Raw genomic sequence first — 22,222 nt, 5'->3', positions numbered from 1 at the left:
TCATCCGGGCAAAGCCGTCTCGAAACGGATCGGGGCGCATCACGGCGCCCCCGACAAGAGCACCGCCGCCGTGCCCGCGGCCAGCGCGAGGCACAGCGGGGCGTAATAGCGCCGGTCGAGCGTGGCAAAGGGCTCTTCGGGGCCAAGGCGGCGCAGGGCAGGCACATAGGCCGCAACCCCGCGCGCCAAAAACGCCAGCGTCATCACGCCAAGCCCCGCAGGCACCAAAGCCCCGCGCAGCCCGCCCGCATCTCGCGGCAATTGCAACCAAAGCGCGCCCGCCAGCAGCACCAGAACCACCGCCCAACAGGCCGCAGGGCTTGGCATTTTGGTGATGTCGCGGGTGCCCACGGCGGCGCGCGCCAAATCTGTCTCGTCGCGCAGCGGCCACCAGATGCGCAGCGCCCAAGCCCCGTGCAGCGCGGCAATCGCGACCAAGATCACGCTGATCACATCGGCCAGAGCGCTCATGAGCGAAACAACCTCACGCTTTGCACCTCATGGCGCATCGAGGCGATGTCACCGGCCAGAGCGATGCTGCCAACCTCGTCGAGATCGGCGGTTTCGGCCTCCGTCGCAAGGCGCGCACAGAGCGGCAAAAGCGCGGTGAGGGCCTCCTGCCCTTCGGTTTGGCCCAATGGCACCAAACGCGCCGCCGCCGAGACCAGATTGGCGGCAAAGCCCTGCAGCGCCAATTGCAAAAGCGGCGCCAAAGGCAGCCCGATCAGGCGCGCGGCGCGGCCCAAGGCCACCGGATAGGGCATGGCGGGCAGATCCAACCCGTAAAGCGCCGACACCGTGCGGGCAAAAGCCTCGCCCTGCGCCTCTGTCTCCAAACGCCGCTCGGCCGAGGGGCAAAGCGCCGAGGCCAGATCGGCCAGCGCCGCCGTCTGCTGCGCATCCGCGCGCCACGCATGGGCCATCAGCACCGCATCCATCCGCCCTGCCCCATGCGCGAGAAGTCCGTCAAGCCAGAGGCGCAAATCTTGCGCCGAGGCGATCTGCCCCTGCGCTATCGCGGTCTCCAGCCCGTGCGAATAGGCAAAACCGCCGACCGGAAAGGCGGGCGAGAACCATTGGTGCAAAACCTGCGCCGCCTCGGCATCGGTTTTGATCGGCGCGGGGTCAGTCATGGCTGTGGTCATGTGGGTGGTCGTGGGAATGGTCATGGGGGTGGGGGTGCGCGTGGCTGTGGTCGTGGGACTGCGCATGCGCGTGACCGTGCGTGTGGCTATGCCCATGCGCGTGCTCATGCGCTGCGCCCTCCGGAACGGCCAAATCCTTATGCGCGGTGCCGCCTTGGGGCGTGCCATCGGCGCCAAAATGCGTATGGCCGTGGGCATGGGCATGGGTGCGCCCCATCCCGTAGGCGCCGCCTTCGGGCGTGAACGGCGCGGTGACAGCCGCAAGCCTCGCCCCCAGCCCGCGCAGCATGTCCGCCAAGACTTTATCCTCTTGAATATAAAGGCAATCGCCCTCGATCTGGCAAGGCGTATGGCGGTTACCGATATGCCATGCCATGCGCAAAACATCACCGCGCACCGCGATCAAGGCTTCGGGTTCGGCCTCGATCAAGATGCGCCGCCCGTCGGCCAGAACAAAGGCGTCGCCCGCGTCCAGACTTTCGGCCTTGGGCAGATCGACCAAGAACCCGATGCCGCCTTGCGCGACCAGCCGCTTGCGCCGCAAAAAACGCGCCTCATAGCTCAGCGCAATCCGGTCCGCGAAAACCGCATCCGGCGCAGCCTCTGCACCCTGTGCACTCTGTGCGGCGCGTTCGATCTGTGTGGCGCGCGGCTCGCTCATAGGCGCGGCTTCCCTCTTGCATGGCCAAGGGCATGGCCCTCATTGCCGCCATATTGGCCGCAGCCACACCAAGGTACCAGAGGGCAAGCCCCCAAACGGCGCAAAATCGCGCAAAGCGCCTGAAATTCAGGCAAAAAAATAGGGCGCGCCCCAAAGGGCCGCCCTGATCGTCATGGATCGCGGCCTGCGGCCAGCCTCGACGATGCGCCAAAATATGCGCACCATCGAGGGATCACCGAGGGACCGGATTAGATTTAGATATAGTAGAGATCGCGAAACACATGCAGCGCGATCTGCTCGCGTTTCAAACCCATCGCGGCCAATTCCGCATCGGATTTTGCTTCGAGCTGCTGGATTTGCCCTGCGCGGGACTTACGCTCGATATAGCGCTCCATGCCGCGCCCCAATGCGGCGAAGAACGCATTTGCGCGCGCGCTCAGGCTGCGGGTGGGATAGGCGATGTTCGTGCTGTGAGTGGCCATTTGGAAACCTCTTTCGGTTTGGAGTTCATGTCTCCCTTGCCCCTCAAGATAGGTCAGCAATGACGACCTTACCACTGCCCGTTCGGAATTGCCGCCATGCAGTTTCTGCATCGCAGCAAAACCGTCACAAAGGCCGCAGCCCGAGAACACAAAGCCGGAAACCCAAAGGAAACCCCTTATTTTACTGGACTCTGCCATCAACAACCGCGTAGATTACCTTGGGGAAGGCTGCCAATTCATACTTTCCCTATCTGGCTTACCAAGAACTCATTTTTTAAAACCACAAATCAGGGGGATACTGATTATGACACTTAAATATACTTTGGCCGCAGGGCTGATCGCATTGGCGGGCGCCTCTTCGGCGGCAACCATGACGGTGACCGAAACCTTCGAAGGCTTTAGCTCCGGCGATACAATCACCACGCAATTGGACGGTTTGACCGTCAGCGCCGAAGGCAGTGGCGAGGCGATGATCGCCAGCGCATCCGGCCCCGTCGTGGCGGGCGAGCCTTTGGGCATCTACAACACCTCGGCCGGCCCGCTCGGAACTGGCTTCGAGCTTTCGCTGACCTTCGATTTCATCGGCGTTGCGTCGCAGATCGGCGCGCTGGTCGACTTCGGCAGCCTTGGTGACGGCCTCATGCTGGAGATTTTCGACGGCGTCGGCGGCACCGGCACCTTGCTTGGCACGGCCAGTGTGACCGGCGAAACCTTCCTCGGGCTCAGCGCGACAGGCATCAAAAGCGCCGTGTTCTCGCAAGCGGGAACAGGGGCGACATGGATGCTCGACAATCTGACCTATACCTATGACGATATGGCCCCTGCGGTGCCGCTGCCTGCGGGCGGGTTGCTATTGCTCAGCGGCTTGATCGGCGGCGGGGCATTGGCGCGCAAACGCAAAGCGCGCGCCGCGTAATCCTTTGACAAAAAAGACTAAAGGCCCGGAAAACACCGGGCCTTTTGCCTATCTGCCGCCATATCAAGGCGGGCGCGTTAGAACATGAAATACCGCTGCGCCATGGGCAGGGTTTGCGCCGGCTCGCAGGTGAGCAATTCGCCATCGGCGCGCACCTCATAGGTCTCGGGGTTCACCTCGATCTGCGGCAAGGCGTCGTTGAGCTTGAGGTCGGCTTTGCCGATGTTTCGGGTGCCTTTCACCGCCATGACCTGCTTGGCCAATCCGTATTTTTCGCGCACCCCGTCGGCGACCGCGGCCTCGGACACAAACAGCACCGCCGAGCGTTCGACCGCCCGCCCCATCGTGCCGAACATCGGGCGCGAATAGACCGGCTGCGGCGTCGGGATAGAGGCGTTCGGATCGCCCATCTGCGCGCAGGCGATCATACCGCCGACCAGCACCATATCCGGTTTGACCCCGAAAAACGCGGGCGACCACAGCACCAGATCGGCGCGTTTGCCCACGTCGATCGAGCCAATATCATGGCTCAGCCCATGAGCGATGGCCGGATTGATGGTATATTTGGCGATGTAGCGGCGCACGCGGAAATTGTCGTTCTCGCCACTTTCTTCGGGCAAACGGCCGCGTTGTTTGCGCATTTTATCGGCGGTTTGCCATGTGCGGATCAACACCTCGCCGACGCGGCCCATGGCTTGGCTGTCCGAGGCGATGATCGAAAACGCACCCATATCGTGCAGGATATCCTCCGCGGCGATGGTCTCGCGGCGGATGCGGCTTTCGGCAAAAGCGACGTCTTCGGGGATGGATTTGTCGAGGTGGTGACAGACCATCAACATGTCCAGATGCTCATCCACCGTGTTCACCGTAAAGGGCCGCGTGGGGTTGGTGGATGAGGGTAACACATTGGCATCACCGCATATTTTGATGATGTCGGGGGCATGCCCGCCGCCCGCGCCTTCGGTGTGGAAGGCGTGGATGGTGCGGCCCTTGATCGCCGCCACGGTGTTCTCGACAAAGCCGCTTTCATTGAGCGTATCGGTGTGGATCATCACCTGCACATCCATGTCATCCGCGACCGAGAGGCAGCAATCAATCGCGCCTGGCGTGGTGCCCCAATCCTCGTGCAGCTTGAGCGAGGAGGCCCCCGCTTTGACCATCTCGACAAGGGCGGCGGGCTGGCTGGCGTTGCCCTTGCCCGACAGGCCGATATTGACAGGAACCGCGTCCATGGCCTGCAGCATCCGCTCGATATGCCACGGACCGGGGGTGCAGGTGGTGGCCAAGGTGCCGTGGGCCGGTCCGGTGCCGCCGCCAAGCATTGTCGTCACCCCAGAATGTAGTGCGTCTTCGATCTGCTGGGGGCAGATAAAGTGGATATGGCTGTCAAACCCGCCTGCGGTAAGGATCTTGCCCTCGCCTGCAATCGCCTCGGTCGAGGGGCCGACAATGATATCGACGCCGTCTTGCGTATCGGGATTACCCGCCTTGCCGATGGCGCAAATCCGCCCGTCGCGCAGCCCGATGTCGGCCTTGAAAATCCCTTTATAATCAACGACCAACGCATTGGTAATCACGGTATCGACGGCCCCTTCGGCGCGGGTGGCTTGCGATTGACCCATGCCGTCGCGGATCACCTTGCCGCCGCCGAATTTCACCTCTTCGCCATAGGTGGTCAGGTCCGCCTCCACCTCGATGATCAGGTCCGTATCGGCCAGCCGCAGCCGGTCGCCCACGGTGGGGCCATACATGGCGGCATAGTCGGGGCGAGAGATTTTTACGGGCATCGGGCGGGCTCCTTGGGGTCGGTCATATCGGTCGTCTGTCTGTCATCTATCGGGCGTCATCTGGGTCAAAAACGCGGGTCGGTATCACGTCGGTATTGCGTCGGTATTGCGTCGGTGCGGCGCGCGGCCCGCACCCCGCGGCCCGAAAGCGCAGGGTTTCACGGCAACTTCGGTCCGCGTTTGGTCAATCTTTTGACGTTGGATTTGGTTTTGCGGCGCAGGGGTTGGATCCCCGCATCAACGATCTGGTCGGCGCGCGCCCCGCGCATCGCCGCATGGGCAACGGCAAATCCGGCCTCGGTAAAGGCGTCGGTTTTCTCGTTCATCATGCGGGTTTTCTCATGCGGGGTGACGGACCAAAATCCGGCCATCCCCATCATGCGCATGGCGATCACGCTTTGCGCCTCGGCGGCCAGAGCGGTGGCCTGCATCGACAGGCGCAACACATCCATCATCGGCGCGGGAGAGAAGATCGGGAGGGGTTTCATGATATTTGGTCCTAACTGGGGCACTGGCATCGGGGGGTCTGGGTCTGAGGGTCGAGGGCGGCGTGAAGGAGTCGGGGACTGCGGCAGGGACTGCGACGGGGCGCTAAAGCGGGCCCATCACGGCTTGGTTAAATCCGTAAATCCGGCGCAGCCCGCCAACGGGGATCAATTGCACCTCGCGCCGCTGTCCGGGTTCAAAGCGCACGGCGGTGCCCGCCGCAATATCAAGCCGCATGCCGCGCGCGCCGTCGCGGTCGAAATCGAGCGCGCTATTGGCCTCGGCGAAATGGTAATGGCTGCCGATCTGCACGGGGCGATCGCCGGTATTGGCGACCATCATGGTGATCGCCTCGGCCTGCGCATTGAGGGTGATCTCGCCCTGCGCGGGCATCACTTCTCCTGGGATCATTTTTTGGCCTTTCCGCGCCTTGCGGCGTCTCGTTTACAGCAGGTCTCCAAATAGATCGGAGCGCGGTGGTGCGACGGATGCAGATGCATTGCGCCGCGCAGGGATGTTAGGAGTTTCTTCATGATTTCAGCCACTTTCAATCTCCTCTTCAGGTGTCACATTAACGGATCGGATTATGCACCGTCACCAATTTGGTGCCGTCGGGAAAGGTCGCTTCGACTTGGACTTCGTGGATCATCTCGGCGATGCCCTCCATGCAATCGGCGGCCTTGATGACCTGCGCGCCCGCCTGCATCAAATCCCCCACCGAGCGGCCGTCGCGCGCGCCCTCGACGACGAAATCGGTGATGATGGCGATGGCCTCGGGGTGGTTGAGCTTGACGCCGCGCGCAAGGCGGCCACGGGCCACAATCGCGGCCATGGAAATCAGCAGTTTGTCTTTTTCGCGGGGGGTCAATTGCATCGGGTCACAGCATCCATGTTCGGGGCAGGTCAGTGCCGCAAAGCCCGCGCAGGGCGGGCAAAAGCGGTCGGCGAAGGTCAAAGGCATCGGGGGCGAGAAGCCGCGCGAAAAGCACGTTCTCGCGCAGCATCGAGGCGCCGCCAAGCGGGCCAAGCGCGTCGCGCAGGGGGGCGAGGTGCCCCTCGGCATCGGGGCCGACATAGAGCAGCGCCGCCGTGGCCAGATGGCCCGCCAAAAGCGCCGGATGGGCGCAATGCGCGGCGATATCACCCTCAAGGCACAGGTTGTCGGCAAAGATCAACCGCCCCTCTTGGCGCAGCCGCCAGCGGTCATGCAAGAGGCCGGTTTTGACGCGCTCGCCCATGGCCAGACGGCCCAAGGCCAAAGGCTCCACTGCCAAGAACCGCGCGTCAGGGGCCAGATCGACCTCGAAATGGCGGCGGGTGCGGGCGGCGTCGAACATGATGGTTTCTTGCGGCAACCAATCAAGCCGCGCGCCCTGCTCCACGCGCAGATGCACATCGAGCGTGCCGGTCTCGCCCTCTTGGGCGCGGTAGAGCCGCTCGGCGGCCTGCGAGGTCAATTGCAGATGGCTGCCCGCGCCTGCCGCGGCCTCGATGCACAGCCGGTCGCCCCCCGTCACCCCGCCCGCCGTGTTGAGAAACACCGCTTGCAGCATCTGCGAGCTTCGGCTCCGCGGGAACAGCAGTTTGAGCGCGCCCGAGGTGCGCAGATCGTCGATACGCGCTGCGCCGCGCGCCAGTTTGCTGCGCAAAATCGCGTGCCCCACGGCGCGCGGCTGGCGCGGCGGCTTTGGCCCCGTCACCGGACGGGCCTGTGATATCTGCGAATGCGCGGTTATGGCACGATCCCCCGTTGCCCCCTGTTTTATGTCGGGGTGCGTTGGGGGTAGTTTGCGGTGCAGGGCGCGCCAATGAAAGGGCGAAGGCCCCCTAGGGGGCCTTGGGGTTGCGAGATGTTTTTCAATTGCCTAAAATTTTCGCAATATGCCCGATTTTGCGCCTTATCCGGTGTGATAAAGGCTGGAAAAAAGCCGTGGATCGTGGCTTGAGGCGGCAAAGGTCGGCCCCTCGCACAGGATCGAAACCGCATCATGGGAGTGCAGCGATTCTTGGTGGCTGGCGATGACGCGAAAATCGCCGATGCGCGGGTCGGCCTGTAGCTGCTCGCAAAACAGCCGCACCGCATCCTCGACAAAGATCGGATTGGCGGCGTTCAGCTCGGCAAAGGCCTGCTCGTCCTCGCGTTTGACCATGACTTGGGTCTCGGTCGGCACGGCGGCGCGGGCGCGGTCGATCAGGTCTTCGAACCACAGGCATTCGCCCTGCTCCACCTCGACCGAAATCCGCGCGACCGAGCGCTGCGAATGGGGCGTGGCCAATTGACCGCGCGTGGCGCGCGCATGTTCGGACAGCTCCAAAGAGCAGGGGCAGGTCGAGCTATAGACATAATCAAGATGGATGAATTTGCGCCGCTGCCCTGCGGCCTCGACCAATTCGAGCGCGATGTCGTAATATTGGTAGCCCTCAAGGCCGGAGCGCAGCGAGGGCACTTTGACCGGATAGGACAGGCGCATCATGATCCGCGCATCAAAGCTGTCCAGATCGGTTTTGTAATCATCCAAGGCCGCCTCTATCACCTCGAAACTAAAGGTTTTTTCGGCGTGCTTGTAAAACGAGCGGATGATCCGGGACATGTTGATGCCCTTTTTCTCGGCTTCGAGGCTGACGGTGCCGGTGACCGAGGTCTCCAGCCGCTGCTCGCCGCCGTCGCGCATCCGAAAGGCAATCGGCAGGCGGAAATTGGAGATGCCCACATGCTGGATTTGCCGCGCTGCGCCACGGATCAAACTGGAGGGGCCGTTTTGCAAATCGGGCAAGGTGGCGCGATAGGCCGCATCGGCGGTGAAATCTTGCGGGTAGTCGCGCGAAAACGCCGGATAGGCGCCTTGCTGCTGCGGTAGGGCCGCCGCCAGTTCGGCCAAAAGCGCAGCGCGCTCTTCGGCGGGCGCCTCTTCGGCAATCTCGCGCAGGTTTTGCACCAAGGCACGCGCGGCGGCTTGGCGCGCGTCGCGGCGCTCCTCGGCCTGCGCAGATGGGTTCGGCACGTAGATATTCATCACTCAGGCCCCCTCTTGGTCCCGTCGCTGTGCCCTATATGTAAGGGGTCGCGCCGGAAATTTCCATTCACTTGCGACAAATACGGGGGGAAATCGCGGTTGGATCACTCGTTTTTGCGCTCTAACCGGTCAAACCTCATGCAAAACGCCCGCAGACCCCATCAGGGCTGCGGGCGTTTGCCATGTTTTATCAGCACCTTAGCGGATCAAGCCTGATCAAGCGCCTGCACCAGATCGGCGATCAGATCATCCACATCCTCAAGCCCGATCGACAGGCGCACCAGCCCGTCGGTGATGCCCAGCGTGTCTTTTTGCTCTTGCGGCAGACGCTGGTGCGTGGTCGTCGCCGGATGGGTGGCGATGGATTTCGCATCGGCGAAATTGTTGGAAATAATGATGATTTTCAACGCATCGAGGAAGCGGAAACAGGCCTCTTTGCCTCCCTTGACCTCCATGGTCATCACCGTGCCGCCCGCCTCGCCCTGCGCCAAGGCCAGCGCCTGTTGCGGGTGGTCCTTATGGGTCGGGTAGCGCACGGCGGTCAATTTGGGATGGCCCGACAGCGCCTCGGCGACGGCAAGCGTCGCATTGGCCTGTGCACGCACGCGCAATTCCAGCGTCTCAAGCGCCTTGAGGTGCGTCCATGCGGTGAACGGGTTCATCGCCCCGCCGGTATGTTTCATATAGGCCTCGATGGGGCCGCGAATGATCTCGCGCGGGCCGCAAATCACCCCGCCCAGCATCCGCCCCTGCCCGTCCACATGTTTGGTGGTCGAGACGATCGAGATATCGGCGCCGCAGGCGCGCGCATAGGAAAACACCGGCGTGGCCATGGCATCATCGACCAGAACCAAGGCGCCATGCGCATGGGCGACATCGCAAACATGTTTCAAATCAATGACTTCCAGTGTCGGGTTGGAGATCGCCTCAAGGAAGACCAATGTCGTATCATCGGTGATTGCCGCGCTCCATGCGGCATTATCGGTGCCATCGACCAAAACAATGGTGACCCCGAAACGGGCCAGAATCTCTTCGAGCACATAGAGGCAGGAGCCAAAAAGCGCGCGCGAGGCGACGACCCGATCCCCCGCCTTGAGCAGCGCCATCAGCGTGCCATTGACCGCCGCCATGCCCGAGGCACAGGCAAAACCGTCCGCAAAGCCCAGATAGCCGCTGATCCGTTCTTCGAACATGCGCATGGTCGGGTTGCCATAGCGGGCATAGATGAATTCATCCTCGCCGATCTCGACAAAGCGCGCCTCGGCGGCGGCGGCGGTCTCGTAGACAAAGCCTTGGGTGAGGAAAACGCTTTCGCTGACCTCGTTATATTGCGAGCGGCGGGTGCCGCCATGCACCAATTTGGTGCGGTTTTTCCATGTGTTCTGCTGTGTCTTGTCGACCATGACGCTCTCCGTTCCGGCGGGCCCTTGTTTTTGGGGGCGGCCCACAAAAAAACCCCTCACGCGGGTCAGGCGAAAGGGGTGTCCTCTGGCTGACCTCTTTAGCGGCGTTTTGAAGGGTCGATGCCCTCCCGCGGCCCGCAATCCGGTAACAAATCGCCGCGATGTGCCTCTCATAGGAGGGTTTTGGCGCTGCGTCAATCTGCACCGAGCGCCTGCGGCGCTTCTGCCCGTGCCGCCATCCGTGCCGCCGCCCGTGCCGCCGCTCCCGCCGCGCCCCGAGCGGTTAACAATCTGCGCAGTGGGGCGTCACGGTTCTGTAACCGCGGTTTCATTTTGGCGTCATATGCATGTGAGACAGAACAGCCACAAGATATGGTGGGAGCATGGCATGAGCCTGTTGCGTATCAACAGCCTTGGCGGCGGGGTCGGCCTGCACGGCAGCGCCCAAAGCGCGCCTGCCGCCCTGAGCCGAATGGCAGCGGCGGGGGTGGCCTCGGGGGCGGTCGCGGGCGAAGCGGCGCACAGGCCGCGCCCCGCGCCGGTGATCTTCATGGTGCATGGCTATAAATTCGACCCCGACGCGCCGCGCCATTGCCCGCATGATCATATTTTCGGCACCCGCACCGATCACCCCTGTTGGAAGGCGCAAAGCTGGCCGCGCCAACTGGGTGCGCTGGAGACGGGGGCCGCGCCGCTTTGCGTGGCCTTTGGTTGGTCCGCGCGCGGGCGGCTGCGCGATGTTTACGGGCGGGCGGCCACGGCGGGGCGTGATCTGGCCGAGGCGGTGCGCATCGTGCGCCGCGCGGCGCCGCGCCGGCCCGTGCATATCGTGACCCATTCGTTGGGCGCGCGGGTGGCCTTTGCGGCGATGGAGGATCTTGAGGCGCATGATCTGACCCGTGTTCTGGCCCTCTCGGCGGCGGAGTTTACCGGCGCGGCGCGGCGCGCGGCGGGCACGGCTTGCGGGCGCAGGGCGGAGATTTTGCATATCACCAGCGCCGAGAACGGCGTGTTCGACCATCTTTTGCGCTGGGGCCTGCCCGCGCCCGAGCCGCGCGATGTGCCGATGGGGTTGGGTCTGCGCGAGGCGGCGCAGCTTGCGCCCAATATGGTGCATCTGTGCCTCGGGCGGGCGGATGTTCTGGCGCAACTGGCGCAGATGGGATTTGCCATTACCGCGCCGCAGCGGCGGATATGCCATTGGTCGATCTATCTGCGCGAGGGGGTTTGGCCGCTCTATCGCGCCTTAATCGAGCGGCCCGAAGCCTTGCCCATCGCGGTGTTGCGGGCCTTGGGATCAGATGGCGCGCCCGCATCGCGCAGCCCGATGCCCGCGCATGGCACGGCGGGCACGGCGGGCGCGCGGCGGGCGCTTGCCTAAGGCGCGGCGCGCGTGTCATTGCACAGGCTACCCCGCGTGGGACCGATCCGCGTGGGACTGATCCAGACAGGCCAATCCGCCTAGGTCACTCCGCATCGGCCGATCTGCACAGGTCACTCTGCACGGGCGCAGGGCGCGGGTGTTTGACATCTGCGCCGCGCGGCGCATGGTAGGGGCGAAACAGGGAGACGCGCCATGAGCGATATTGATCTATATTACTGGCCCACGCCGAACGGGTGGAAAATCTCGATTGCCTTGGAGGAGATGGGGCTGCCCTATAAGCTGCACCTGATCAACATCGGTGCGGGCGAACAATTTGCCCCCGATTTCCTCAAGATCGCGCCCAACAACCGCATGCCTGCGATCATTGATCCGGACGGGCCGGACGGGGCGCCGATCTCGATTTTTGAAAGCGGGGCGATCTTGCAATATCTGGCGCGCAAGACGGGGCGTTTTGGCGGCAGCAACGAGCGCGAGCGCGTGGCGGTCGAGGAATGGTTGATGTGGCAGATGGGCGGGCTTGGCCCGATGGCCGGTCAGGCGCATCACTTCCTCAAATATGCGCCCTCGATGGAGCCGCCCAACGACCTGCCCTATGCCAAGGACCGCTATCGCAACGAGGTGGGCCGTTTGCACAAGGTGCTCGATACGCGTCTGGCGCAAAACGAATTTGTAGCGGGGGATTTTTACTCCATCGCCGATATGGCGATCTGGCCTTGGGCCTGCCTTTGGGAAGGCCAGCAACAAGATATTTCCGACAAGCCGCATCTGCAACGCTGGCTCGATACGGTCGGCGCGCGCGAGGCGGTGATCAAGGGCAAAGCCGTGGCGGCGGATCGGCGCGCGAACCTGCAAGAGAACAAGGACGCGCAAAAGGTTCTGTTCGGTCAAAAGGGATAGGCGCGCGCTTAGGCGACATCTTCGGAGACACCAAAGGCCGCCCCCGCGAGAGGGCGGCCTTTTAGTTTGGCGCGGCGCGCTTGCGTGCTTAGCTTTGGTCGCCCTCGTCCTCGCCATCGATGCCATAGCGGCGCATCAACCCGCTTTGGAACATGAAAAATGCGAACATCGCCACCGGCAGGCCGAAGGTTTTGAACGAGACCCAGACCTCGTCGGAGAAATTGCGCCAGATCACCTCATTGGCGACGGCAAGGCCAAAGAAAAACGCGGTGAAGCGGCGCGTCAAGATCATCCAGCCCTCATGTTCGAGCGGCATCACCTCTTCGAGCACCATGCGCAGATAACTTTGCCCGCGCAGCAGGCCGAATCCGAGCAAGATGCCAAAGAGCAGATAGATCATCGTCGGCTTCATCTTGAAAAACCGGTCGTCATTGAGCCACACCGTCAGCCCGCCCATCACGGTGACCAGAACGGCGGTAAACACCTGCATCTTCGACAGTTTTCCGGTCAGTTTCCACAAGATCGCCGTGGTCACAAGGATCACCGGAATGAAGATCGCCGTGGCGATGATAAAGCCCTCGTATTCGGTGCCCGCGATGGTAAAGCTGCGCTCCTTGAGCCGCAAAAAGGCGATAAAGAACAAGGCCACCGGCCCGATTTCCAGCACCATTTTGAGCATCGGGTTGATCGGGCGCGGATCTGTCATCTGTGGCTTCCTTGTTTTTGGCCGTATGGCCTTGGCCTGCGTATTTTGGCCTGCGTGTCTTGGCCTGCGTGTCTTGGCGCGCAAATTTCTGGTCACTCGCGGGCGGGTCGCTTACCCGCCCATCTCAACTATCACAGCCCCCGCTGCGATCAATGCCATAAGGGCAACACGGCGCGGGCCGACGGTTTCCTTGAGCACCAGCCAGCCGATCAGCGCCGCAAAGACCGCCGAGGTTTCGCGCAAAACGGCGGCCTCGCCGACATTGTCGAGCCGCGTCGCCAGCATGATCGAGCCAAAGGAGAAAAACGCCACCACCGCCCCCAAAATACCGCGCGACAGCAGCGGGCCAAGCGCGGGGCGCGCCGTTGCGGGCATGGCGCGGTAGCGCCGGTAGGCCAAGGGCGGCATGGCCAGAGAATCGACCACAAAGAACCACGCCAGAAAGGTGAAAGGGTCCGGCGTGCTGCGGATGCCGTAGGCGTCATAGGTGGTATAAAGGGCGACGAAAAACCCCGTCACCACCGCCAGCATCAGCGCCGAGACAAGCGTGTCGCGCGCCACCTGAAGATGGCGGTAATTATAGGCGGCAAGGCCGAAAATCCCCGTCACAAGCACCGCCACACCAAACCATTGCAAAGCGTTGAAATGCTCGCCGAAAATCCACCCCGCGCCGATGACCGTGAACAGCGGTCCGGTGCCGCGCACCACCGGATAGACCACGGTAAAGGCGCCCTTGGTATAGGCCTGCGCTTGCAGGGTTTTATAGGCCAGATGGATGGCAAATGCGCCGCCAAGGATCGGCCAAAGCTGCGGCGCGGGCCATGGCACGACAAAGAGCGCGAAGGGCAAGGCCATCAACCCGTAGGAAAAATCAATCGCGCCGCGGCTGAGCCACGGATCATGCCGCCCCTTTTGCAGCGCCCCGAAAAGCGCATGCAAAAACGCCGCCGAGAGCGCGAGGAGCAGCGCAAGGTCATGACCCGCCTCGGTCCCTTCGAGCGAGATCAGCCATGCGCTCATCGCCTAGACGCACAATCGCGGAGCAGAGGGATCGCGCAGCCGCGCCGCAACCGGCGAGATATCGATCCGCTTGCCCTCATAGGTCAGGATTTCCTCGCCCGCTTCGGCCAGATAGGCATATTGCTCGATCAGCTCGGCCTGTATCGCATCGATGATGAAGCGCGAGCGATAGGCGCGCCGCACCGCCAGATCGAAAATCCGCGGCAAGGCGCCGTCGATATCGGGGTCCCACACCAGACGGCCGAAGCCCACCAGTTCATCGCCATCCATCAAGGCGCATTCGGAAAACAGGCAACGCTCTTCGGTCCATGTTTCCTCGGCCTCCGACGGGCGCAGCCGCGCCTCCTCGATCAGGTCATGCACCGCATCATACATCGCAGCGCCATCCATCCCGACAGGGCCAGCGCCCTGCAGGTTCATCGTATCACACAGTTCAAGCATCGAGACCGGTCAGCGCCTTTGCAAAATCTTCAGGGTCAAAGGGCGACAGATCGTCAATCTGCTCGCCCACGCCGATCGCATGGATCGGCAGGCCGAATTTATCGGCCAAAGCCACCAGAACCCCGCCCTTGGCGGTGCCGTCCAGCTTGGTCATCACAAGCCCCGTCACATCGGCCAGCTTTTGGAAGGTCTCCACCTGGCTGAGCGCGTTCTGGCCGGTTGTGGCGTCCAGAACCAAGAGGGTGTTATGGGGGGCGGAGGGGTCTTTTTTGCGGATCACGCGGACGATCTTGGCCAATTCCTCCATCAGATCGCTGCGGTTTTGAAGCCGCCCCGCGGTGTCGATCATCAACAAATCGGCGCCCTCCGCCTCGGCGCGGGTCATCGCATCAAAGGCAAGGCTCGCGGGGTCCGACCCTTCGGGCGCGGTCAGAACCGGCACGCCCGCGCGCTCGCCCCAGACCTGCAATTGCCCGACGGCGGCGGCGCGAAACGTATCGCCCGCCGCGATCACAACGGATTTACCGGCGGCTTTGAACTGGCTGGCCAGCTTGCCGATGGTGGTGGTTTTGCCCGAGCCGTTGACCCCGACGACCAAGACCACCTGCGGACGTTTGGGATAGATCGGCATCGGGCGCGCGACCGGCTCCATGATGCGGGTGACCTCGGCGGCCAGAAGCCGTTTGATCTCGTCTGCCGAGAGCTTCTTGCCAAAGCGCCCTTCGGCCATATTGGCGGTGACGCGCAGCGCCGTATCGACGCCCATATCGGCAGAGATCAGCAGCTCTTCGAGCTGTTCGAGCATATCGTCGTCGAGCACGCGGCGCTTGGTGACCAGCGGCAGGGCTGGCAAGGATTTGGCTTTGGCGGCGGGGGTTTGGGGGGGCTGCTGGGATGCCTCTTGCGGCGCGGCGGCGGCTTTGCCGCGGCCCAGCATCCGCCCGATCAACCCCGCGCGCGGGGCCTCGGCGGCGGCGCTTTGGGCGCTGTGCGTGCTGGGCGCGGGCGCTTCTTGCGGGGCCTCTTGCAGAGCTTTGGCAGGCGGCGCGGCGGGCACCTCTACGGGAGCGGGCTGCGGCTCTACGGGAGCGGGCTGCGGCGCCTCAACGGGCATTTCTACGGGCTCTTCGACGGGCGGCTCGGCGGGCACTTGCTCGGACGGCTGGGCGGGCCGCACGACCTCTTTGGGCGCGGCAGGCACCTCGGCGGGCGGCGCGGCGGGGGCCTCTTCAGGAGCCTCGCTTGGGGCCTCACTCGGATCCGAGGCAGGCAGTTCTTGCGGCGCGGGCGCGGGCTGCGCCTCGGCGACAGGGGCGGGATCGGCTTCGCGGGCAGGTTCGGGGCCGGACGCGGGTTCGGGTGCGGGTTCGGGCGCGGGGGCCGTTTCCGGCGCGGTTTGCGGCGCGGGCTGTGCCGCGACCTCGGGGGCCGCCTTGGGCGCAACCACCTCTTCCTCGCCGCCATCCTCGACAATCGCATCCAGCCCCTGCTCCAGTTTGGACGAGGATTTGAACAGGCGATCTTTGAGTTTCGAGAAAAAGGCCATTACGCGCTCCGCTTTGATCGCCCCTCACCTAATGCCCTGCGCGCCAAGATGGAAGAGCCTGCATCGCCCGCGCGCCCCGCGCCGCGCCGATTCGAGGCCGATAATCCGCCGCCACCGCGCCGCGCGCGCGCCCTGCGGCGCATCAATGATGCAAAGTCGCCACGCCCGCCCCCTATATTTTGCGGCGCATCGGCGCGCGACCACCATGCCTTGAAATCACCATAGGGCCGCCTGAAATCTTAACATTGTCTGCGCTATTACAGGTCCGATCGGTTAAAAATGGCCCGTCAAAGGAGCACGACCCTATGCTTGGCTTTAGCCTCATCACCCTCGCGCCGGTGCTTTTGCTGGCGCTGTCGGCCGTTTACGGCGGGCCGGTGATTTGGGCCGCCCTCGCCTATATGTCGGTCTTTGCCTTTCTGTGCGACCGGCTCAGTGTCGGCGCGGCGCGCGCCGCCGATCCAGGTGCGGAGTTTCCCGCCGGAAAAGGGCTGTCGGCGGTCTTGGGCCTTGCGCATCTGCCGCTGCTGGCGCTGGCGCTTTGGGCGGTGGCGGGGCCATCGGGGCTGGACCTTTTGCACCGCATCGGCGCCTTTGCCGCCTTCGGGCTGTTTTTCGGCCAGATCAGCCATCCCAACGCCCATGAATTGATCCACCGCGCCGCCCGCTGGCCGCGCGTTTTGGGCAAATGGGTCTACTGTTCCTTGCTGATCGGCCATCATGCCTCGGCCCATCCCAAGGTGCATCACGTTTGGGCCGCCTCCGAACGCGATCCCGCTTCTGCCCCTCTGGGCATGGGGTTTTATCGTTATTTTCCAACCGCTTTCATCGGCAGCTTCACCGCAGGCCTGCGCGCCGAAAACGAGATGCGGGCGCGCAAATCGACGCCGGCGCGCGCGCTCGGCCACCCTTATGTGTTCTATATCGCCGCCTCGGCGCTTGTGGTCGGGCTCAGCGCGCTGGCCTTTGGCGCGGCGGGGGTGCTGGCCTTGATCGGGCTGGGGTTTTATGCGCAGCTTCAGCTTTTCCTGAGCGATTATGTGCAGCATTACGGATTGCGGCGCGGGCGCCTGCCCAATGGCAAGCTCGAACCCGTCGGCCCGCAACATTCGTGGAATGCGCCGCAATGGTTCACCTCGGCGATGATGCTCAATGCGCCGCGCCATTCGGACCATCATCTCAACCCGCAGCGCCCCTATCCCGGATTGCGGCTTGATGCCAATACCATGCCGATCCTGCCCTATTCCTTGCCGGTGATGGTGTTAATGGCGCTGTGGCCCGCGCGGTTTCGCGCCCTGATGGACCCGCTCGCCGCGCCGTGGCAGCCCCATTGGGAAGGGCAAAGCCGCACAGGTGCCGCCGCCGCCAGCGATTTTTCGCAAGCGGGCGCGCAGGGGGCAAAATCGGGTGGCACAGCGGCGCAAGATGGGCGTAAGCTAAGCCATGATGTGCCCGTTTTCGACCGCCGAGACACCCCCAGCTAACCGCCCCCGCGCGCCCCTGCGCCCCGCGCCGCGCGCGCCTTGGGGCGCGGCCTGCGCTTTATGCGCGCTCACGCTTGGCGCGTGGCTCGCGCCCGTGGGCGCCGCCGCACAGCAGGCCCCCACCGCCCCCGGATCAGGCTCTGTGACAGGCGCCATGACGGGCGCCGAATTCGACGCCTATTCACGCGGCAAAACCTTCTATTTCGCCGAAGGCGGCACGCCCTATGGCGCCGAGGAATACCTCGATAACCGCCGCGTGCGCTGGTCGTTTCTGGACGGGCAATGCAAGGAGGGCTGGTGGTATGAAGAGGGCGAGATGATCTGTTTCGTCTATGAGGACCGCCCCGATCCGCAATGCTGGAGCTTTGTGCGAAGCGCCGCTGGGCTGATCGCGACCTACCAAAGCGACCCGACGCTGACCGAATTATACGAGGTGCAAAAAAGCCCCGAGCCTTTGCTCTGCCTCGGCCCGCAGCTCGGGGTGTAGGGGCGCCAAGGCGCAATTGACCGCCAGCGCGGCCTTATAATAGTGTGGGCCAAGGTAGGCGGCCTTGGATTGGACCATCTGACCGCACCGTGATCCGAATGAGTATGAGTAAGGAGCGATAACGATGCCCCCTGAGCAAAAGCACCCCGACCGACGCCGCTCGAAGCGCGCTGCATGGATCAAATTTTGGATCATTTTCACGCCGGTTTTGATATTGATTATCTTGTTGCTGGAATGGTTTGACCCGAAAATCGTCCTGCCTAGCCTCTGGGCGATCGCGGTCCTGGCGATACTCCACCAACGCTACATCAAGAAGCGGACGTGGAACTCCATCCTGTGGGGGGATCGCGGGTAACCGCTCGGCGGCGCGCACCGATGAATACGCCGTTGGATGCGCCGCGATTGGGCGGTGCAACGGGGCGCGCTAGGACTTGCGACTAAAACAGACTGCCCTGCTCGGGCGGAGTGGTTTTAGGCGCAGGTTTGGCGGCGGATTTGGCGGGTTTGGGCTTTTGCGCCTTTTCCGCTTGCGCCTTGTCCGCTGGCCCTTTGGACGGTTGCCCCGTGGATGACCCAGCAGCAAAGGCCTGCCCTGCCCCGCCGCCCTCACCGCCCGCCGTCATGCGGCCATCGGCGAATTCGATCTCCAATACCCCTGCCGCGCGGGCGGCCGCTTTGGTGGTGACCACGCCATCGGCGCCGCGCACCACGGCATAGCCGCGCGCCAGCGTGGCCTTATAGCTCAAGGTCTCGCGCATCCGCTCGGCGGTCTCGATGCGGCCGCGCCATCCATCGACTTGCCGCGCCCCCGCCCCCGCAAGCCGCATTTGCAGCGCAGCAAAATCGGCGCGTTTGCGGGCGATGTCGCGGCTGATCGCGTTGATGTTCAACTTGTCGCTGCGCCGCCCCAAGGCCTCGCGCTTGCGCTCCACCGCGCTGCGCAGCACCGACGGGCGCAGGCTCGCCCCCGCATCGGCCAGTTTGACGCGCCGCCCCTGCACGGCACGCAACAGCGCGGCGGGCAGGCGCTCGCCCCATGTGTCCATGCGTTGGCGCGGCCCGTCGAGTAAGGAGTCCTTGCGCAGCAAGGCGCGGCTCAGATCGCGCAGGCGCTGGCCGCGCTGCGTCAATCGATCCGACAGGGCGCGGCCCATGCGCGCCTCCTGATCGCCGAGCCATGCCAAAAGCTCGTGGCGCACCGGCACGGCCATTTCCGCCGCCGCCGTGGGCGTGGGCGCGCGCCGGTCGGAGGTGAAATCAATCAATGTGGTATCGGTCTCGTGCCCCACGGCCGAGATCAGCGGAATGTTTGACGCCGCCGCCGCCCGCGCCACGCCTTCGTCGTTAAAGCCCCACAGATCCTCAAGCGAGCCGCCGCCGCGCGCGACGATGAGCAGGTCGGGGCGCGGCAATGCGCCGCCCGCGCTCATCGCGTTGAACCCCTCGATGGCGCGGATCACCTCGGCGGGGCATTTCTCGCCCTGCACCGCCACGGGCCAGATCAGCACCTTGCGCGGAAAACGGTCGCGCAAACGGTGCAAAATATCGCGGATCACCGCGCCCGAGGGCGAGGTCACCACGCCGATCACCTCGGGCAGATAAGGCAGCGGTTTCTTGCGCGCGGGGTCAAACAGCCCCTCGCCCGCCAGCTTTTCCTTGCGCCGCTCCAGCATCGCCATCAGCGCGCCGACCCCTGCGGGTTTCAGATCCTCGATCACCAGTTGGTATTTCGATTGCCCGCCGAATGTGGTGATGCGGCCCGTCGCGACGACCTCCATCCCCTCTTCGGGGCGGGTCGTGATGCGGGCGGCCACGCCTTTCCACATCACCGCCGAGATCACCGATTTGTCGTCCTTGAGGTCCAGATAGACATGCCCCGAGCGCGGAAAGCTGCAGCGGCCGATTTCGGCGCGGATGCGCACATGGGAAAACTCGCCCTCGATCACCCGTTTGATCGCGCCGGAAATTTCAGTGACGCTGAATTCGGGGGCGTTTTGCCCCTCAAGGGGATCGTCGATCAGGTCGGACATGGGTGGGCCTTCGGGTTTTGCATCTGTTTTGCCGCAGCGGCGGGCGCGCGGCTTGCGGGTCGCGCGCGCTCAGTCTAGAACGCCGCCAAGCAAAGGCCAAGCAGGAGTGCGCCCGATGAACATCCTTATCCTTGGCGGCGGTGGCCGCGAACATGCGCTGGCTTGGGCCGTGATGCAAAACCCCAAATGCGACAAATTGATCGTCGCGCCGGGCAATGCGGGGATCGCGGCGATTGCGGAATGCGCCTCGATCGACATCAATGACGGCGCGGCGGTGGTCGGTTTTGCCGAAGAAAACGCGGTAGAATTTGTGATCATCGGGCCGGAGGCGCCCTTGGCTGCGGGCGTGGCCGACCGGCTGCGCGATGCGGGGATTTTGGTCTTTGGCCCTTCCGGCGCGGCGTCGCGGTTGGAAAGCTCGAAAAGCTTTACCAAAGAGATTTGCGATGCGGCGGGCGCCCCCACGGCGGGATACGGCCATTTCAAGGAGGCCGAAGCCGCCAAGGCCCATATCCGCAAAAACGGCGCGCCCATCGTGGTCAAGGCCGACGGTTTGGCCGCAGGCAAGGGCGTGATCGTCGCGATGGACGAGCAAACCGCATTGGAAGCGATTGACGATATGTTCGGCGGGGCGTTCGGCGGCGCGGGCGCCGAGGTGGTGATCGAGGAATTCATGGAGGGCGAAGAGGCCTCCTATTTCATCTTGTGCGACGGCGAGGACGCCTTGCCCATCGGCACGGCGCAGGACCACAAACGCGCCTATGACGGCGACGAAGGGCCGAATACTGGCGGCATGGGCGCCTATAGCCCCGCGCCGGTTCTGAGCGATGCGATTGCGCAAAAGGCGATGGATGAAATCGTGCGCCCGACCCTGCGCGAGATGGTGGCGCGCGGCACGCCCTATCAAGGGGTGCTTTATGTGGGATTGATGATCAAGGACGGGCAACCGCGCCTTGTCGAATATAACGTGCGCTTTGGCGATCCCGAATGTCAGGTTTTAATGATGCGCCTTGGCGCGCAGGTTCTCGATCTGCTGCAGGCGGCCGCCGAGGGGCGTTTGGCGCAGGCGCAGGTCAATTGGGCCAATGATCATGCCCTGACCGTTGTCATGGCCGCCAAAGGCTATCCGGGTGACTATGCCAAAGGCACGGTGATCAATGGGCTGGACGCCCTGCCCGCGACCAGCACGCAGATGTGTTTTCACGCAGGCACCGCCGAGAAAGACGGCGCAATCCTCAGCGCAGGCGGGCGGGTTTTGAACGTCACCGCGCGCGGGGCCTCCTTGGCCGAGGCGCAAAAGGCCGCCTATGCGATGGTGGATGCGATTGATTGGCCCGAAGGCTTTTGCCGCCGCGACATCGGCTGGCGCGCGCTTTAGCGCCGCCCTGCCGCCGCCCTGCCGCCGCGCGCGCGCCCCGCATCGCCCCGCAGATCGCGTCCCCAGCTCGCAGCGTCGCAGAGCGCAGCCTAGCAGATGGGCCTGCGCAGATCGCAGCGCCCTTTGCCATGTGGCCATGGGCCTCGCCTCCCCCCGCGCGCGGCGCATCACACCCGTCACCGCGCTTGAATGCCTGCGCCGATCCGTGATAGGTCATAGTTACTGATCTACCTGCGAGATGCGTGATGCTGGACCCACATAGCTTTTATTTGTTCCTCGGCACCGCCGTGGTGCTTGTCCTGACGCCTGGGCCGGACACGGTGCTGATCTTGTCGCGCACGCTGGCCTCGGGAACATTGGCGGGCCTCATGACCTTGCTGGGAACGCAGGCGGGCAATGTGATCCACGCCCTTCTTGCCGGTGTCGGCGTTTCGGCCATCGTTCTTCTGGTCCCCTCGGCCTATGCGGTGCTCAAGGCGGCGGGGGTCGTCTATTTGCTCTACCTTGCGATACAGGCGTGGCGGGCCTCGACGCGGCTTGATCTCGATATGCCCTTGTCGGCGCAGGGCGGCCCGCGCCGCTATTTCGTGCAGGGGCTGGTCAACAACCTTGCCAACCCCAAAATGATCGCATTCTTCATCGCGCTCTTTCCCCAGTTCATCCGCCCCGAGCAAGGCGCGGTGGCGACGCAAAGCCTCGTTCTCGGCGTGACCCTCGCGGCGATGGCGGTGATGTGGATCGGCTTCGTCGTGCTGGCGGTCGGGCGGATGCGCGCCCGCATCGCCACCAGCCCCGCCGTCTTGTGCATGGCCAACAGGCTTGCCGCCGTGACCTTTGCGGCGCTGGCCCTGCGGCTGGCCGCCCAGCGCAGCCCCTGAGGCGCGCAGGACGGCGATAGCGGCGGTGCGCGGACAAGAGCGCTCCTGCAGGAGCGGCGCGAACGGGATGCGCTTGC

The 22,222-nt window shown here is 64.0% G+C and carries 24 protein-coding genes; 8 read left to right on the top strand and 16 right to left on the bottom strand.

The genetic code is table 11. From position 1 onward, the window contains the following. Window positions 1–39 precede the first annotated feature (39 nt). The 4 genes from ABWV64_RS11855 to ABWV64_RS11840 form a co-directional block, all read right to left on the bottom strand. The gene (locus ABWV64_RS11855; RefSeq protein WP_353345450.1) at window positions 40–471 is read right to left on the bottom strand and encodes a DUF3995 domain-containing protein; all 432 of its coding nucleotides are present in this window, start codon (window positions 469–471) and stop codon (window positions 40–42) included. Beyond that, a complete protein-coding gene (locus tag ABWV64_RS11850; RefSeq protein WP_353345448.1) occupies window positions 468–1,133 on the bottom strand; it encodes an urease accessory protein UreF in 666 nt (221 codons plus the stop codon). The genes ABWV64_RS11855 and ABWV64_RS11850 overlap by 4 nt, the downstream gene beginning before the upstream one ends. Further along, the gene (locus ABWV64_RS11845) at window positions 1,126–1,806 is read right to left on the bottom strand and encodes an urease accessory protein UreE (protein WP_353345446.1); all 681 of its coding nucleotides are present in this window, start codon (window positions 1,804–1,806) and stop codon (window positions 1,126–1,128) included. Before ABWV64_RS11845 ends, ABWV64_RS11850 begins: the two co-directional genes overlap by 8 nt. A 254-nt stretch (window positions 1,807–2,060) precedes the next feature. Beyond that, window positions 2,061–2,288: a hypothetical protein gene (locus ABWV64_RS11840; RefSeq protein ID WP_353345444.1), complete on the bottom strand. Its 228-nt coding sequence runs from the start codon at window positions 2,286–2,288 to the stop codon at window positions 2,061–2,063. Between the two features lie 304 nt (window positions 2,289–2,592). On the opposite strand from ABWV64_RS11840, the gene ABWV64_RS11835 reads away from it, so the two are divergent. Next, window positions 2,593–3,204, top strand: coding sequence for a VPLPA-CTERM sorting domain-containing protein (locus tag ABWV64_RS11835; protein ID WP_353345442.1), 612 nt, complete (start codon window positions 2,593–2,595; stop codon window positions 3,202–3,204). 77 nt (window positions 3,205–3,281) lie between these two features. On the opposite strand, the gene ureC is transcribed toward ABWV64_RS11835, so the two are convergent. The 7 genes from ureC to ABWV64_RS11800 all read right to left on the bottom strand — a co-directional run bounded on the left by ureC (window position 3,282) and on the right by ABWV64_RS11800 (window position 9,894). Then, the gene (gene ureC / locus ABWV64_RS11830; protein ID WP_353345440.1) at window positions 3,282–4,991 is read right to left on the bottom strand and encodes an urease subunit alpha; all 1,710 of its coding nucleotides are present in this window, start codon (window positions 4,989–4,991) and stop codon (window positions 3,282–3,284) included. Window positions 4,992–5,149: 158 nt separating this feature from the next. Next, window positions 5,150–5,479, bottom strand: a complete 330-nt coding sequence (locus ABWV64_RS11825; RefSeq protein ID WP_353345438.1) for an antifreeze protein — start codon at window positions 5,477–5,479, stop codon at window positions 5,150–5,152. Between the two features lie 103 nt (window positions 5,480–5,582). Continuing rightward, the gene (locus tag ABWV64_RS11820; RefSeq protein WP_353345436.1) at window positions 5,583–5,888 is read right to left on the bottom strand and encodes an urease subunit beta; all 306 of its coding nucleotides are present in this window, start codon (window positions 5,886–5,888) and stop codon (window positions 5,583–5,585) included. Window positions 5,889–6,048: 160 nt separating this feature from the next. Beyond that, window positions 6,049–6,351 carry an urease subunit gamma gene (locus ABWV64_RS11815; RefSeq protein ID WP_353345434.1) on the bottom strand — a complete coding sequence of 101 codons (303 nt, stop codon included), beginning with the start codon at window positions 6,349–6,351 and terminating at the stop codon, window positions 6,049–6,051. A gap of 4 nt (window positions 6,352–6,355) precedes the next feature. Next, complete coding sequence (locus ABWV64_RS11810; protein WP_353345432.1) at window positions 6,356–7,177, bottom strand: urease accessory protein UreD; 822 nt, start codon at window positions 7,175–7,177, stop codon at window positions 6,356–6,358. 198 nt (window positions 7,178–7,375) lie between these two features. Next, window positions 7,376–8,491, bottom strand: a complete 1,116-nt coding sequence (gene folE2 / locus ABWV64_RS11805; RefSeq protein WP_353345949.1) for a GTP cyclohydrolase FolE2 — start codon at window positions 8,489–8,491, stop codon at window positions 7,376–7,378. Between the two features lie 206 nt (window positions 8,492–8,697). Then, window positions 8,698–9,894, bottom strand: coding sequence for a trans-sulfuration enzyme family protein (locus ABWV64_RS11800; RefSeq protein WP_353345430.1), 1,197 nt, complete (start codon window positions 9,892–9,894; stop codon window positions 8,698–8,700). A 388-nt stretch (window positions 9,895–10,282) separates the two neighbouring features. Here ABWV64_RS11800 and ABWV64_RS11795 point away from each other — a divergent pair, with 388 nt between their 5' ends. Both ABWV64_RS11795 and ABWV64_RS11790 read left to right on the top strand, forming a co-directional pair. After that, complete coding sequence (locus tag ABWV64_RS11795; protein WP_353345428.1) at window positions 10,283–11,275, top strand: DUF726 domain-containing protein; 993 nt, start codon at window positions 10,283–10,285, stop codon at window positions 11,273–11,275. A 195-nt stretch (window positions 11,276–11,470) separates the two neighbouring features. Next, the gene (locus ABWV64_RS11790) at window positions 11,471–12,175 is read left to right on the top strand and encodes a glutathione S-transferase N-terminal domain-containing protein (protein ID WP_353345426.1); all 705 of its coding nucleotides are present in this window, start codon (window positions 11,471–11,473) and stop codon (window positions 12,173–12,175) included. Between the two features lie 88 nt (window positions 12,176–12,263). Here the strand turns inward: ABWV64_RS11790 and ABWV64_RS11785 are convergent, their stop codons facing one another. The 4 genes from ABWV64_RS11785 to ftsY form a co-directional block, all read right to left on the bottom strand. Continuing rightward, window positions 12,264–12,881, bottom strand: a complete 618-nt coding sequence (locus ABWV64_RS11785) for an inner membrane-spanning protein YciB (protein WP_353345424.1) — start codon at window positions 12,879–12,881, stop codon at window positions 12,264–12,266. A gap of 111 nt (window positions 12,882–12,992) precedes the next feature. Beyond that, window positions 12,993–13,901, bottom strand: coding sequence for an EamA family transporter (locus tag ABWV64_RS11780; RefSeq protein ID WP_353345422.1), 909 nt, complete (start codon window positions 13,899–13,901; stop codon window positions 12,993–12,995). A 3-nt stretch (window positions 13,902–13,904) separates the two neighbouring features. Then, a complete protein-coding gene (locus ABWV64_RS11775) occupies window positions 13,905–14,342 on the bottom strand; it encodes a GNAT family N-acetyltransferase (RefSeq protein WP_353345420.1) in 438 nt (145 codons plus the stop codon). Then, window positions 14,335–15,888, bottom strand: a complete 1,554-nt coding sequence (gene ftsY, locus ABWV64_RS11770; RefSeq protein ID WP_353345418.1) for a signal recognition particle-docking protein FtsY — start codon at window positions 15,886–15,888, stop codon at window positions 14,335–14,337. Before ftsY ends, ABWV64_RS11775 begins: the two co-directional genes overlap by 8 nt. 305 nt (window positions 15,889–16,193) lie before the next feature. Between ftsY and ABWV64_RS11765 the strand changes: the two genes are divergently transcribed. The 3 genes from ABWV64_RS11765 (at window position 16,194) to ABWV64_RS11755 (ending at window position 18,214) form a co-directional block, all read left to right on the top strand. Next, window positions 16,194–17,372: an alkane 1-monooxygenase gene (locus tag ABWV64_RS11765; RefSeq protein WP_353345416.1), complete on the top strand. Its 1,179-nt coding sequence runs from the start codon at window positions 16,194–16,196 to the stop codon at window positions 17,370–17,372. 154 nt (window positions 17,373–17,526) lie between these two features. Next, on the top strand, window positions 17,527–17,859 hold the full coding sequence (locus ABWV64_RS11760; RefSeq protein WP_353345414.1) for a hypothetical protein: 333 nt from the start codon (window positions 17,527–17,529) through the stop codon (window positions 17,857–17,859). Window positions 17,860–17,983: 124 nt separating this feature from the next. Beyond that, complete coding sequence (locus ABWV64_RS11755) at window positions 17,984–18,214, top strand: hypothetical protein (protein ID WP_353345412.1); 231 nt, start codon at window positions 17,984–17,986, stop codon at window positions 18,212–18,214. An 82-nt stretch (window positions 18,215–18,296) separates the two neighbouring features. On the opposite strand, the gene xseA is transcribed toward ABWV64_RS11755, so the two are convergent. After that, the gene (gene xseA, locus ABWV64_RS11750) at window positions 18,297–19,889 is read right to left on the bottom strand and encodes an exodeoxyribonuclease VII large subunit (RefSeq protein WP_353345410.1); all 1,593 of its coding nucleotides are present in this window, start codon (window positions 19,887–19,889) and stop codon (window positions 18,297–18,299) included. A 115-nt stretch (window positions 19,890–20,004) separates the two neighbouring features. Between xseA and purD the strand changes: the two genes are divergently transcribed. Then, entirely contained in the window at window positions 20,005–21,267 is a 1,263-nt protein-coding gene (gene purD, locus ABWV64_RS11745; RefSeq protein ID WP_353345408.1) for a phosphoribosylamine--glycine ligase, read from the top strand. 245 nt (window positions 21,268–21,512) lie between these two features. Further along, window positions 21,513–22,145, top strand: a complete 633-nt coding sequence (locus ABWV64_RS11740) for a LysE family translocator (RefSeq protein ID WP_353345406.1) — start codon at window positions 21,513–21,515, stop codon at window positions 22,143–22,145. The last annotated feature ends 77 nt before the right edge of the window (window positions 22,146–22,222 follow it).

It is taken from the genome of Litorivita sp. NS0012-18 (assembly GCF_040371945.1).
In the GTDB taxonomy this organism is placed as follows: domain Bacteria; phylum Pseudomonadota; class Alphaproteobacteria; order Rhodobacterales; family Rhodobacteraceae; genus Litorivita.
Note: the sequence above shows the minus strand (reverse complement) of the source record. Positions and strands in the feature narration are given on the sequence as shown.

What these genes read in the sequence shown, in the direction of transcription:
- ABWV64_RS11855 (WP_353345450.1), bottom strand. Translation starts at nt 471, where the DNA reads ATGAGCGCTCTGGCCGATGTGATCAGCGTGATCTTGGTCGCGATTGCC.
- ABWV64_RS11850 (WP_353345448.1), bottom strand. Translation starts at nt 1,133, where the DNA reads ATGACTGACCCCGCGCCGATCAAAACCGATGCCGAGGCGGCGCAGGTT.
- ABWV64_RS11845 (WP_353345446.1), bottom strand. Translation starts at nt 1,806, where the DNA reads ATGAGCGAGCCGCGCGCCACACAGATCGAACGCGCCGCACAGAGTGCA.
- ABWV64_RS11840 (WP_353345444.1), bottom strand. Translation starts at nt 2,288, where the DNA reads ATGGCCACTCACAGCACGAACATCGCCTATCCCACCCGCAGCCTGAGC.
- ABWV64_RS11835 (WP_353345442.1), top strand. Translation starts at nt 2,593, where the DNA reads ATGACACTTAAATATACTTTGGCCGCAGGGCTGATCGCATTGGCGGGC.
- ureC (WP_353345440.1), bottom strand. Translation starts at nt 4,991, where the DNA reads ATGCCCGTAAAAATCTCTCGCCCCGACTATGCCGCCATGTATGGCCCC.
- ABWV64_RS11825 (WP_353345438.1), bottom strand. Translation starts at nt 5,479, where the DNA reads ATGAAACCCCTCCCGATCTTCTCTCCCGCGCCGATGATGGATGTGTTG.
- ABWV64_RS11820 (WP_353345436.1), bottom strand. Translation starts at nt 5,888, where the DNA reads ATGATCCCAGGAGAAGTGATGCCCGCGCAGGGCGAGATCACCCTCAAT.
- ABWV64_RS11815 (WP_353345434.1), bottom strand. Translation starts at nt 6,351, where the DNA reads ATGCAATTGACCCCCCGCGAAAAAGACAAACTGCTGATTTCCATGGCC.
- folE2 (WP_353345949.1), bottom strand. Translation starts at nt 8,491, where the DNA reads ATGAATATCTACGTGCCGAACCCATCTGCGCAGGCCGAGGAGCGCCGC.
- ABWV64_RS11800 (WP_353345430.1), bottom strand. Translation starts at nt 9,894, where the DNA reads ATGGTCGACAAGACACAGCAGAACACATGGAAAAACCGCACCAAATTG.
- ABWV64_RS11795 (WP_353345428.1), top strand. Translation starts at nt 10,283, where the DNA reads ATGAGCCTGTTGCGTATCAACAGCCTTGGCGGCGGGGTCGGCCTGCAC.
- ABWV64_RS11790 (WP_353345426.1), top strand. Translation starts at nt 11,471, where the DNA reads ATGAGCGATATTGATCTATATTACTGGCCCACGCCGAACGGGTGGAAA.
- ABWV64_RS11785 (WP_353345424.1), bottom strand. Translation starts at nt 12,881, where the DNA reads ATGACAGATCCGCGCCCGATCAACCCGATGCTCAAAATGGTGCTGGAA.
- ABWV64_RS11780 (WP_353345422.1), bottom strand. Translation starts at nt 13,901, where the DNA reads ATGAGCGCATGGCTGATCTCGCTCGAAGGGACCGAGGCGGGTCATGAC.
- ABWV64_RS11775 (WP_353345420.1), bottom strand. Translation starts at nt 14,342, where the DNA reads ATGCTTGAACTGTGTGATACGATGAACCTGCAGGGCGCTGGCCCTGTC.
- ftsY (WP_353345418.1), bottom strand. Translation starts at nt 15,888, where the DNA reads ATGGCCTTTTTCTCGAAACTCAAAGATCGCCTGTTCAAATCCTCGTCC.
- ABWV64_RS11765 (WP_353345416.1), top strand. Translation starts at nt 16,194, where the DNA reads ATGCTTGGCTTTAGCCTCATCACCCTCGCGCCGGTGCTTTTGCTGGCG.
- ABWV64_RS11760 (WP_353345414.1), top strand. Translation starts at nt 17,527, where the DNA reads ATGACGGGCGCCGAATTCGACGCCTATTCACGCGGCAAAACCTTCTAT.
- ABWV64_RS11755 (WP_353345412.1), top strand. Translation starts at nt 17,984, where the DNA reads ATGCCCCCTGAGCAAAAGCACCCCGACCGACGCCGCTCGAAGCGCGCT.
- xseA (WP_353345410.1), bottom strand. Translation starts at nt 19,889, where the DNA reads ATGTCCGACCTGATCGACGATCCCCTTGAGGGGCAAAACGCCCCCGAA.
- purD (WP_353345408.1), top strand. Translation starts at nt 20,005, where the DNA reads ATGAACATCCTTATCCTTGGCGGCGGTGGCCGCGAACATGCGCTGGCT.
- ABWV64_RS11740 (WP_353345406.1), top strand. Translation starts at nt 21,513, where the DNA reads ATGCTGGACCCACATAGCTTTTATTTGTTCCTCGGCACCGCCGTGGTG.